General features: G+C 56.5%; 10 protein-coding genes. 5 read left to right on the top strand and 5 right to left on the bottom strand.

From position 1 onward, the window contains the following. Positions 1-6 precede the first annotated feature (6 nt). Complete coding sequence (gene betA, locus Q0Y21_RS05915; protein WP_297792569.1) at positions 7-1692, top strand: choline dehydrogenase; 1686 nt, start codon at positions 7-9, stop codon at positions 1690-1692. A 207-nt stretch (positions 1693-1899) separates the two neighbouring features. Further along, on the top strand, positions 1900-3117 hold the full coding sequence (locus Q0Y21_RS05920) for a BCCT family transporter (RefSeq protein ID WP_297792570.1): 1218 nt from the start codon (positions 1900-1902) through the stop codon (positions 3115-3117). 24 nt (positions 3118-3141) lie between these two features. Here Q0Y21_RS05920 and Q0Y21_RS05925 read toward each other — a convergent pair whose 3' ends face one another. Then, complete coding sequence (locus Q0Y21_RS05925) at positions 3142-5259, bottom strand: PQQ-dependent sugar dehydrogenase (protein ID WP_297792572.1); 2118 nt, start codon at positions 5257-5259, stop codon at positions 3142-3144. 240 nt (positions 5260-5499) lie between these two features. On the opposite strand from Q0Y21_RS05925, the gene ahpC reads away from it, so the two are divergent. Beyond that, complete coding sequence (gene ahpC / locus Q0Y21_RS05930; RefSeq protein WP_012138039.1) at positions 5500-6063, top strand: alkyl hydroperoxide reductase subunit C; 564 nt, start codon at positions 5500-5502, stop codon at positions 6061-6063. A gap of 40 nt (positions 6064-6103) precedes the next feature. Here ahpC and Q0Y21_RS05935 read toward each other — a convergent pair whose 3' ends face one another. Together Q0Y21_RS05935 and Q0Y21_RS05940 are read right to left on the bottom strand one after the other, a co-directional pair. Further along, positions 6104-6835 (bottom strand): DUF3581 family protein, encoded by a 732-nt coding sequence (locus Q0Y21_RS05935; protein WP_297792575.1) that lies wholly within the window; start codon positions 6833-6835, stop codon positions 6104-6106. Positions 6836-6955: 120 nt separating this feature from the next. Then, positions 6956-7867, bottom strand: a complete 912-nt coding sequence (locus tag Q0Y21_RS05940) for a metal-dependent hydrolase (RefSeq protein ID WP_297792577.1) — start codon at positions 7865-7867, stop codon at positions 6956-6958. Positions 7868-8200: 333 nt separating this feature from the next. On the opposite strand from Q0Y21_RS05940, the gene ahpF reads away from it, so the two are divergent. Next, positions 8201-9781 (top strand): alkyl hydroperoxide reductase subunit F, encoded by a 1581-nt coding sequence (gene ahpF / locus Q0Y21_RS05945; protein WP_297792579.1) that lies wholly within the window; start codon positions 8201-8203, stop codon positions 9779-9781. Positions 9782-9862: 81 nt separating this feature from the next. Further along, a complete protein-coding gene (locus tag Q0Y21_RS05950) occupies positions 9863-10633 on the top strand; it encodes a transporter substrate-binding domain-containing protein (RefSeq protein ID WP_297792581.1) in 771 nt (256 codons plus the stop codon). Here Q0Y21_RS05950 and Q0Y21_RS05955 read toward each other — a convergent pair. Together Q0Y21_RS05955 and Q0Y21_RS05960 are read right to left on the bottom strand one after the other, a co-directional pair. Then, positions 10630-11310: a transglutaminase-like domain-containing protein gene (locus Q0Y21_RS05955; RefSeq protein WP_297792582.1), complete on the bottom strand. Its 681-nt coding sequence runs from the start codon at positions 11308-11310 to the stop codon at positions 10630-10632. The genes Q0Y21_RS05950 and Q0Y21_RS05955 overlap by 4 nt on opposite strands. 172 nt (positions 11311-11482) lie before the next feature. Next, positions 11483-12127: a porin family protein gene (locus tag Q0Y21_RS05960; RefSeq protein WP_297792584.1), complete on the bottom strand. Its 645-nt coding sequence runs from the start codon at positions 12125-12127 to the stop codon at positions 11483-11485. Positions 12128-12154 lie beyond the last annotated feature (27 nt).

Consider the following 12154-nt stretch of genomic DNA (forward strand, 5'->3'; position numbering starts at 1 on the left):
ACGCATATGACAGAAAACCGATACGACTACATCATTGTGGGCGCCGGTTCCGCCGGTTGCGTACTGGCCAACCGTCTTACCGAGGACGCGCGCCACAGGGTGCTGCTGCTGGAAACCGGCGGCAGCGACAAGAGCATCTTTATCCAGATGCCCACGGCCCTGTCCATTCCTATGAACACCAAAAAGTACGCCTGGCAGTTTGAATCCGAGCCGGAGTCGTTCCTGGATAATCGCCGCATGCACTGCCCACGGGGCAAGGTACTGGGCGGTTCGTCTTCCATCAACGGCATGGTTTATGTCCGTGGCCACGCCCGGGATTTCGACGAGTGGGAATCCGAAGGCGCGGAAGGCTGGAATTACCGCCAGGTACTGCCGTACTTCAAGAAAGCGGAAACCTGGGCCTTCGGTGGCAATGACTACCGGGGCGACAAAGGCCCGCTGGGGGTGAACAACGGCAACAACATGCAGAACCCGCTCTACGAGGCCTTCATCAAGGCAGGCTCGGATGCCGGCTATTTCGAGACCGGGGATTACAACGGCGCCCAGCAGGAAGGGTTCGGTGCCATGCACATGACTGTCAAGAACGGTCGCCGCTGGTCCACCGCCAACGCGTATCTGCGCCCGGCCATGGAACGCCCGAATCTGACGGTAGTGACTCATGCGCTGGTGCACAAGGTGTTGCTGGACGGCAAGACCGCTACCGGCGTGCGTTATGAGCAGGGCGGCAAGATTCATGAAGCCAAAGCCGCCGAGGAAGTGATTCTGTCCGCCGGCTCCATCGGCTCGCCCCATCTGCTGCAGCTCTCTGGTATCGGTAAGCGTGAGGTGCTGGAAAACGCAGACATTGAGGTGCAACACGAACTGCCGGGCGTGGGTGAGAACCTGCAGGATCACCTGGAGTTCTACTTCCAGTTTCGCTGCAAAAAGCCGGTCTCCCTCAACGGCAAGCTGGACTGGTGGAACAAGCTGAAGATCGGCGTGCGCTGGATTCTGCGCAAGGACGGTCTGGGCGCCACCAACCACTTTGAATCCTGCGGCTTTATCCGTTCCAAGGCGGGGGTTGAGTGGCCGGACCTGCAATACCATTTCCTGCCGGCGGCCATGCGCTACGACGGCAAGGAAGCGTTTGATGGAGACGGTTTCCAGCTTCACATCGGTCATAACAAGCCGAAAAGCCGTGGTTTTGTGCATGTGCAGTCCGCGGACCCGAAGCAGGCACCGACCATTCGCTTCAATTATCTGGAGCATGAAGCCGACCGTGAAGGCTTCCGCGACTGCGTGCGCCTGACCCGGGAAATCATCAGCCAGCCGGCGATGGACGAATACCGCGGCGCCGAGATCCAGCCCGGGATCGATGTTCAGAGCGACGAGGAAATCGACGCCTTTGTCCGTCAGGCCGTGGAAAGCGCCTATCACCCGTCCTGCTCCTGCAAGATGGGCACCGACGAACTGGCAGTGGTGGACCCGCACACCCGGGTTCGCGGCATAAACAACCTGCGGGTGGTGGATTCTTCCATCTTCCCGACCATACCCAACGGCAACCTGAACGCGCCCACCATCATGGTGGCCGAGCGGGCAGCCGATCTGATCCGGGGCAAGGAGCCCCTGCAACCTTCTGACGCGCCTGTGGTGATGGATGACCAGTGGCAGGGGCGGCAGCGACCGGGACAGGCAAAGCGCGCGCTAAGTTAGCGCGTCGTCATCCCACCCGGGCGTGCAATGCGCCCGGGGATTTGCAAGCCCTCAGGATTTCCCTATCAGCGCAACGGCATCCCGCCGTTCCTGGGCGCCGGATAGGCAAGTCCTGGGTTTGTGTCCGATTCGAAAGAAGCAGCGCTTACAAAGTAGAGGAGGAACACCCATGCTGTTCACTATAATGATGAATAACCGGAGGAGCCTATGACACTCTGGTTATCCTCAGGCCTGATTTTTACCTTCGCCGCCATTGCCCTGATTCTGTACAAGTGGTGGGATATCAAGTGCATCGGCGTCACGCCGGTTCGCACGTTCACCTTTATCGCCATTCTGTTCACGTCAGGGCTAGACGTGGGGCTGATCATGTTCCCGCTGACCGAATTCAGTGGTTACGGCGATCTCTCGGCGAGTCCGGAGTACGGCTTTGCCAATCCCCTGGCGATTGAATTTGGCTTCTGGGCCTTCCTGATCTGGGGCTTCTATTTCCTGACCTGCTTCTACTTCGCGATCATTGAACCGCGGGTGCAGTTTTTCGAGATACCGCTGGTCAAGGTCGTCAACAACGTGGTGATCATCGGCACCTGTGCCTTCACAGCCTACCTGCTGCTGGTGAACCTGCCCTGGTACCTGCCCCAACTCGGGGACGGTGAGTCCGTGGTGCCGGCGTTCTACTTCATTGTGTTTGCCGCTATCGGCCTGGCGGTCTATTCCAGCTCGAAGATCAAGTACGTACGAATTCTCAGCCTGGGTTCCAGCCTGTTGTTCATCGCCCTCATCGTCGGTATGTGGTTCCGGGCGTTTGTGCTGGGTGAAGGTTCGCCGGCGGATTTCCTTGGCACAGCCGGGCTGCTGGGTGAGTACTTCACCAACATCCACCAGTTTGCGTTGCCGATTAATGACTACCACGAGTTTTACCTGTTCTGGTGGTTCGCCTGGAGCATCATGATCGGCCAGTTCACCGCCCGTTTTGTCAGCGGAATCCGGACCTGGCAGCTGTTGATTGCCATGCTGGTGGTGCCGTCCATCGCCATCGGTGTGTGGTTCTCGGTGCTCTACCATTATCATGCCGAGGGGCTGCAGATTGCGGCCTTCACCAATCTGGCGATGATTACCGTGGGTGTGCTGATGGTGGTGAACTCGCTGGATTCGTTGATCCGGCTTTACACCGATAACCTGAATATGACCGCCCAGCGCCTCGGCAGGGCGAACTATGTGGTGTTCAACTTCCTGGCGATGGTGGGCCTGACCATGCTGTTCCAACTGGACTTCCTGAGGATTCAGTGGGTGGGCGCGCTGGTCATTACCCTGTATTTCGCCTGCTTTGCCTTCATCCTGGCGAAGAAGCGGGCGGATGTAATGGCCATTGAAGCATCACCGAAAGAGAATATTCTCGACTTCCGCAAGATTGAACTGGCCAGTTAACCCGGTCTGCGGGGCTGGTGTGGGTCAGTTGCAGCTGGCCAGCTGATTGATCCAGTCCGCGATCAGCTGGGCACCCTCGGTGTCCGGCTGGAGGATGCTGATCGGTGGCATGCGGAATTCCTGCTCAGCGACCATTCTCAGGTACAGCAGTGAGTTCTCCGCGTCTCCGGGCGTGAGCAGCTGCGCGCCGGTCCGGCCCAGGTCGTCGTTTTCGGGGGGCTCTCCGCAGGCGCCGGTGTCACTCAGCGGGGTGGTGAGCCGCAGATCCAGGGAGCTCTGGGTGGTGCCGCCGGGGCGGTGACAATGACTGCAGTTGCTGTGCAGATAGCTGCGCGCCCGAGGGGTGACCGGCCTGGTGTCATCGGTGCTCCGGCTCAGGCTCTGGCTAAGCTGTTCCGGTGTCGGTGAATCGCTCAGTACGCCAATGCCGGCCAGGGTCTCCAGCTGATTGGCGGTGATGCCGGTTTGCGGGTAGGTGAAGTCCCTGTTCAGTTGCGCGGTTTCCAGGCCGAGACTGAAGCCCGCAGCGGCGGTATGGCACAGACTGCACTCGCCGGCCGATGGGTAATGCCAGATCTGGCCACCCACATCCACCTCCTGGCTGCCGTCCACCAGCTCGGCGTCGGTGCCGGCCTCGTCCCATTGATAGCTGTACCCGGACCAGCTGCCATCGGCGTTGTGCAGGAACAGGCGGGTCTCGATCAGGCTCTGGTCCAGCAGGAAGTTTTTCACCAGTACGGAGCCCCTGGGCAGGTTGAAATCCCCACTGTCATCGACCTTAATATTCGTGCCGTTCGGCAGTGCCAGATAGCGGGTTTTATCGGCACCGTCGGACCAGAAGGGCTCAATAATGGTGTAGGGAATCAGCCCGTCTGCTGGCTGCCAGGGCGCGTTGGCCTGGACGCAGCCGGTGTCGGACAACTGCTGTGGCAGTTCGGTCTCGACAGCGACCGGGTCAATGCGGAACAGGCCGGAGAAGGTCACCAGGTACAATTCGCCGGCGCTATCCTCCGCGAAGGAAGCGACGTTGCGGCCGGTTTCCAGCAGGATGCGACGCTCGAAGCTGCCGTCCGGCTGTTCGTTGAGTGCCCAGAGGGTGCCTGAACCGAAATCGGAGAACAGGTAGTCCCCCTGCATCGCAGGAATGTTGTCGCCGCGGTAGACGTAGCCACCGGTGACGGAAACGCCTTCATTATGGCCATAGGCCGCTATCGGATCGATAAACGGGCCGGAGGGGGAGTCACCGCAGCTGTTGCTGGTGCGTTCAAAGCCTTCGTAGCAGCGCCAGCCATAGTTGCCACCGCGGGTGATCCGGCTGATTTCCTCGAACCGGTTCTGGCCGACATCGCCGGCCCACAGATCGCCGGTCTCGCGATCGAAGCTGTATCGCCAGGGGTTGCGCAGACCATAGGCATAGATCTCCGGTAGCGCGCCCGGAATGTCGTTGCTGGCCGGGCTGCCATCGGGGTTGAGTCTGAGGATCTTGCCCAGCCGCGTGGACAGGTCCTGGGCCCGGTTGCCGGGATCGTTGGCGCTGCCACCGTCGCCCAGCCCCACATACAGCAGACCGTCAGGGCCGAAAGTGATATGGCCGCCATTGTGGTTACTGAAGGGCTGTGGCTGTTCCAGCAGGTTGTTGCGAAGCAGGGCACCGTTGGTATCCTGGCGCAGGCTCTGGCCATTGTCGGCGGACTCGAAGCGGGCGACGAACGAGGTCATGCCGGCACTGGTGTCTTCAGTGAACGACAGATACAGAAAGCCGTTGGTGGAAAATGCCGGATCAAACGCCATGCCCAGCAGCCCACACTCGCCGCAGGTACTGAGTGCGTAGGCTTCGGACAGGTCTGCCAGCTGGGTCCGGGTGTCGGTGGTCAGGTCAAGGCGATAGATGACTCCGCCCTGCTCAACGACATAGAAAATTCCGGTCTGGCTGGGATGGGGCAGCATCAGCAAGGGGGAGTTGAAGCTGAAGGAAGATGCTACAGGGGTCAGTTCAACCTCGCTCGAACCCTCAAAGGCCAGACATTCAGTGTTACTCGGACGCTCGGAGAGACCGATGGTCTCCCCCCCGGAGCTGCTTCCCGAGCCCCCGCCGCAGGCGGTGGCCATCAGGCAGATGAGTAGCAGAAGACATCGTTGCATGGCCCTGTCCTCCCTTCAGACCCCTAATAATAGTCCATCCGTGGCGCTCTGAACGATTGAATTTCCCAGTTCCGTCTCCATAAAGGGCGGTACACGGGGTTTTGCCTCGCTCTCATTTGAAGATAGACTGCGCCTATCTTTGGTTTGGGAATTATCAATTTTATCTTGGCGCCTGAGTTCTTTAACTTAGGCGCCGTTCATTCATCAACCCTTGAATCCATAAAACGGGAGTTACTTCATATGGGTATTGTTAACAGTGAGATCAAACCGTTCAACGCCACCGCCTTCAAACAGGGCGAGTTTGTTGAAATCTCCGAAGCTGACGTAAAAGGTAAGTGGTCTGTCTTTTTCTTCTATCCGGCCGACTTCACCTTTGTTTGCCCGACCGAGCTGGGTGACGTTGCAGACAAGTACGAAGAGCTGCAGAAGCTGGGCGTGGAAGTGTTCTCTGTGTCCACTGACACCCACTTCACCCACAAGGCATGGCACGACGCTTCCGAGACCATTGGTAAGATCAACTACTTCATGGTTGGCGACCAGACTGGCACCATCACCAACAACTTCGGTGTGATGCGTGAAGGTCAGGGCCTGGCAGACCGCGCTACTTTCCTGATCGATCCGGATGGCATTATCCAGGCGGTGGAAATCACTGCTGAAGGTATTGGCCGTGACGCCGACGATCTGCTGCGCAAGGTTAAAGCTGCCCAGTACGTTCGCAACAACCCGGGCGAAGTTTGCCCAGCCAAGTGGAAAGAAGGTGAAGCGACTCTGGCTCCTTCCCTAGACCTGGTTGGCAAGATCTAAGCTCCTCCCCGAGAGTAGCTCAAGAGCAAAAAACCCCGGATTATCCGGGGTTTTTTGTGTCTGGGGGAACCGCAGTGCCACGGGCCTTGAGGCGATAGAACTCCTCGATGACGCTGGCCATGGCATCCGGGTGGTAAGGCCGCAGGCCGCTCAGCACAAGGCGCTTGGTGACTTCACCCACGGCCTTGCCGTCGGCGGTCAGCTGATACTCCAGTAGAACGTTGCCCCGCTTTCCGGCCGCATCCAGCGTTGCGTTGCTCAGTTCGAGGTCTGGCGACGGCAGATCCAGGTTGTTCAGGGCCAGGCTCATGCTCTCGTACATGACCATCGGGCGATCGGGATTGAACATCACCCCGTTCGACTCCATCAACGGTTTCAGGGTGTGGGGGAAGTTCTTGCCGGAGGCGGCCACGTAGGCGCGGGTAATATCCTCGATCAGCTGCTGGTCCTCGGTACGGGCACCACTGCTGGTCACCTCGATATAGACCTTGCCGGCGTCATCGCAGACGTCAATGCCGCTCTCGGTCTCCACAAACCGTAATGGCACGTCTGCGCCCAGCAGGCTTCGGAATCGGAAGGTCATGTTTTGCGAAAGTCCGAAACGGGCCAGAATGATTGCGAAGAGCAGGTCCCCGGGAACACAGAAGCGGCGGGCATCCGGATCATGAATGGGGTTGAAGTCCCCCGCGATCTCTTTGGCGAACTGACTGGCCTGCGGCGCAGAGATATGTACGTGCCCGTCCTGGACGGAGTGGAAACGATCTAGAAACATGCGTTGCCTATTCTGAGTGCCAGAGAGTGGTGTTTCGGTGTCCTTGGCACACGATACGCTGACAAGCTGCTGTTGGGTATTCGCTATTGGTCAAGCCCCGGTTTTCCGGGGGGTTTCATTTCAGCTGACGTGATTTGCTGCCGGGGAACGGGCAAGGTAATCCAGTGCCTGCTGGGTATCCCCTTCATGAACGGGGTGGAAATCAGGTGCAAGCCAGCGAAGTGTGGCCCTGATCAGAAACGAGAACGTGGGCACATTGCCGGTATCCTTTCCTACGCGCTCAAGCTCCCTGAAAATATTGAGCATGCTCATACGACCAAAGCGTTTTACCTTGGGGGAGGGATCCTGGCGGTACAGTGTGCGTCCACCTTCGGCAATGAAATACAGGAAGAGTGGAAACACCAGGGCCATTAATGCCTGTCGGCTGACATAAAAACCCAGCTGCGTCTTGCAGAGGTGCTCAAACAGGTCGAAGGCAACCGTGCGATGCTCCACTTCCTCAGCGAGATGCCATTTGAACAGGTCCACCATGGCGGGATCGCCGCTTTGTTCCCAACTGGTGTTGTCCATCGCCCATTGCCCGAGCACGCCGGTGAAATGCTCGATGGCGGCGATGATACCAACCCGCAGGACCAGCCATTGTTTGCGCCATTCCTTGCGGTCCAGGCTCTTGAGGCCGAGGGGATGTTCGCCCAGCAGGGACTGGAATAGCCAGCTTATCCGCTGGTGGTATTCGTCAAAGCTTAACCCGTGTGCTTTCAGATAGTCCTGAGCCTTGCTGTGGGCGCGGGAATGGATCGCCTCCTGGCGAATAAACCCTTGCACGTCGGCTCGCAGGTCGTCGTCTGTGACCAGGGGCAAAGCCTTGTTGTAGACACGGCAGAACCAGAGCTCGCCCTCTGGCAGTAACAAATGAATACCGTTGATCATGTGGGTGGAAAACGCATCATCCCTGAGCCAATACAGGGGCGTGTCACTGAAATCAAACTGAACGTGTCGTGGCTGTATGTTATGACGTGATTCTGCCTTCATTCTTGTTCTCCGGCTACGGGGTTGGGAGATAAACCGGCGGGCAAACCTCCCTGTATTCAGCCTTTTAAAGTAGCAAGCCGGAAGCGAAGTAGGCAGGGGGCCAACAGGACGGTGAGTTGCCTGATAGGGACAGGATTCGGACCTGATCGGCAGGTTTTTGTGGGCGGCGTCCAGCGATCCAGATATTGCGCATAGGTCTGTCCTATTGAAAGGTTTGGATCAATTAATTTGAGCTTTATATAGTCAGTCCGTATCTTTCACACATATTCGATTCGTACTTCATTCCGAGTTCGTACATTCAGTCTCACGAAGTTAAAAAAGAGGACGCGTTACATGTTGGATGCCAATATCAAGGAACAGCTGAAAGCCTACATGGACAAACTGCAGCAGCCGATTGAGCTGGTTGCTGCATACGACGACGGCCCCAAGTCCCAGGAGCTGCGTGAGCTCCTCGAAGATCTGGAGCCGATGTCAGCGAAGATCAGCCTGCGCACCGAGGAAGATCCGGATGTGCGTCGCCCTTCCTTTGCCATCAATCGTGTGGGTACGGATATTGGTGTTCGTTTCGCCGGCATTCCCATGGGCCATGAGTTCACCTCGCTGGTGCTGGCACTGTTGCAGGTAGGCGGCCATCCGTCCAAGGCCTCTCAGGACGTGATCGAGCAGATCCAGGCCCTGGACGGTGAGTTTGAGTTCGAGACCTATTTTTCCCTGTCCTGTCAGAACTGTCCGGATGTGGTTCAGGCGATCAACCTGATGAGTGTGCTGAACCCGAAGATCAAGCACACCTCCATCGATGGCGCCCTGTTCCAGGACGAAGTCGAGAAGCGTGAAGTCATGGCGGTGCCGAGCGTTTACCTGAATGGTGAGACCTTTGGTCAGGGCCGTATGACGCTGGAAGAAATCGTGGCCAAACTGGACACCAATTCGGATGCCCGTGAAGCGGAGAAGATCAACGGTAAAGACGCCTTCGAAGTTCTGATCATCGGTGGTGGCCCGGCTGGCTCGTCTGCGGCCATCTACGCTGCCCGCAAGGGTATTTCCACCGGCATCGCCGCCGAGCGTTTTGGTGGCCAGGTCGCCGATACCATGGGCATTGAGAACCTGATTTCCGTGACTTATACCGAAGGCCCGAAACTGGTCAGCGCCATGGAGCAGCACGTCACTGAGTACGATGTGGATATCATGAACATGCAGCGCGCCGAGAAGCTGATTCCGGCCAGCCAGAAAGGTGGTCTGCATGAGGTACGCCTGGCTAATGGGGCATCGCTGAAATCCCGCACAGTGATTCTCTCCACCGGTGCCCGCTGGCGCCAACTGGGTGTCCCCGGTGAGGAAGAGTATCGCAACAAGGGCGTGGCTTACTGTCCGCACTGCGACGGCCCGCTGTTCAAGGGCAAGCGTGTGGCAGTCATTGGTGGCGGTAACTCCGGTGTGGAAGCTGCCATCGACCTGGCAGGCATTGTCGGCCATGTCACCCTGATCGAGTTTGGCGCCGAAATGCGGGCGGATGACGTGTTGCAGAAGAAACTGCGCAGCCTGAAGAATGTGGAAATCATCACCTCGGGCCAGACCACCGAAATTACCGGTGAGAACGGCAAGGTGAACGGTCTGCAGTACACTGACCGTAACACCGGTGACAGCCACCACGTTGCACTGGAAGGCGTCTTCGTCCAGATTGGTCTTGTACCGAATACGGAGTGGCTGAAAGGCGATATCGAGTTGAGTCAGCACGGAGAACTCATCGTCAACGACCGCAACGAAACGTCCATTCCCGGTGTGTTTGCGGCTGGCGATGCCACCACTGTGCCTTACAAGCAGATCGTGATCTCGATGGGTGAAGGCTCCAAGGCGGCGCTGAGCGCGTTTGACTTCCTGATTCGCAACTCGGTTGAGGACGATCAGGCTGCCTGAACTCAAAGGTCTGATCTTCTGGCTTGAACAAAACAGGCATCGGATTCAGCCGATGCCTGTTATCGTTATGGGGAACCGGATTTGATCAGAGGCAAGTCTATGAGGGGTTTTCTGCTCTCGATATTGTTCGTGTTATGCGCCAGTGCTGGTGCTTCGGAAAGGGACCGTATTCGTTTAGCTGTCCCTGGTTTCTCTCACCTGACGACCGAAGCAGGCGATGGGATATACCAGAAAATTATGGCCCGGGCCGTTGCGAACCTGGATGTTGAACTGAACGCAACGTTCTATCCAATCAGGCGGGCGCTACTGGTTTTTGAGCAGGGAGAGGCGGACTGTATTTATTCGTCGACCGAAGCGCTAGAGAAGAATTTCAGGAAGGATGAGCTTATCTTCAGCTTCCCTCTGGGGAAATTCAGTTTCTTTCTGTTTACCCTGAAGAACAACCCGCCTATTGCCAGCGTAAGTGCCCTTCAGAATAAACAGGTCGGAGTGGTCAGCGGCCAGGAACACTTTCTTCATCCCTTTCTAGAGAATCATCATTTGGATGTTGTCTGGTCCAGAAATGACGCCCTGAATGTGTCAATGCTGGAGTACGGGCGTTTTGAGGCTATCATCGGTGCGATTCCCGATATCAGGCCGTATCTGGACAAGCTCAGTTATTTGCCGGATCGCCCCCTGCTGGAAAGCTTCGATCGCTTGACCTGCCACAATACCGAGAGCAACCGGGCTTTTTTAACCGAGCTGTCGCGGGAGTTGAAAAAGCTCAAGCGCGACGGTTTTTACCGGGACATTGCCGGGCCGCTCTATGTGGAATTTGATGACGATGAGCCGGGTGTCTATCCCGATTCCTAGTCTGCGGACGTTGGTGAACTGACATCTGCTTCCAGGCTGCCCTGGAAGCCTTTTCCAACTTCATTCGCTGAAAAGAGGTGACCGTAGGCTGCTTTGATGCCATCGACGATAAAATCGTGGGGGACATCGTCGAACACCCCGTGATCGTTGACGTATTCCATGTGAGCCTCGCCGGATTCGGTGTATTCCTGAAAGATGGAGTCGTGGATGCCATCGAATTCCAGTGGTTCCACGTTCATTAGCTCGCACAGCCGGGCGTTGAAGGCCGGCGTTGCCTTCACCCACTTCCCGTTCAGGTAGAGCTCGATGAAGCCGTGCATGCGGAAAATATCCGACTGCAGATAATCGATCAGCTTCTGACTGGATAGATGATTACGCACGTCCGCCAGACCCAGCCGGCTGGGAATACCAACGGAACGGGCCGCCGCACCCAGCAGCACTGCCTTGGGAATGCAGTAGGTCTCGCCGCTCTCCAGGGCGTAACTGGCGCTGAAAGTCTTCGGGTTCGTCTGGAACACGTAGGGGTTGTAGCTTACGGTGTCACGTACCGCGAGATAAAGTGCCTTTGCCTGTTCGACAGGATCATCCGGGACACCTTGTAGTTGGTGTTGGATCCATAAGCCGAGGTTGGGCTCATCGAAGTCGAAATACTCGGTGGTCTTCAGGTATTGGTCCATTATAGATATCCGTCGATGGCATCACACCAAGCATGGCTTATTGGTTACTTAATCATCAATGATGAATTCCGCCAAACCGAATGGCAGAAATGTCTTTATTTGACTGGATTTTTTGCCTGACAATGTTCGCCGTTGAGCATAGGGATTGTCAGGCAGATTAGAAACAGATTGATCAGAATTGGTGAGTCAATCCAACGTAAAAGCTGCTGAAATCTGCATCATGAGTGTCCAGATAAGAAATGTATTCGGCAGTAACTGCTATATCTTTTTGCACGACCAGATTAAAACCGAATGCATACGAAAAGTCGGAGTCATCCAGGGACTCGCTCACTTTCCGAGCTTCCTCATTTCGATTTTCTTTGGTTTTCGGGTTTAGTTCGAGTTTGCCGCCGGTCGCAGCATAACCAAGAGAAACATATGGATAGAAGCTGGAACTGTTGGCATAACCCAGTACAACATATTGTCCAATTGAGTATTCATGGGTCATATCAACGTCTTTGTAATCGTCAGATGCAACAGTGTTACTGGGGATGGTCCAGCTATCTTCTGTGACTCCAATAGCCAGTCGTGTTTCCAGCCCAAAATATGGGGTGAACCTTACCCCAAATTTACCTGCTAAACCGTAGGTGTCGAATTCCGGACCACCATCAACATCAAGTGTGCTGTACCCAACACCCCCACTTAAAAAAAGCTTGTTCTCCCAGGGTGAGGCCGCATGAGCATTAAATGTGATAGCGCAGCCCAGAGCGATCAATCCGATCTTTTTACTTAGTTCCATTGGTAATTTTCTCCATTTTCCTTTTTTGATGTTGCTCAACGGCGTAACCAATAGCACAGCGGGGAG

It is taken from the genome of uncultured Marinobacter sp. (assembly GCF_947259545.1).
Classification (GTDB): domain Bacteria; phylum Pseudomonadota; class Gammaproteobacteria; order Pseudomonadales; family Oleiphilaceae; genus Marinobacter.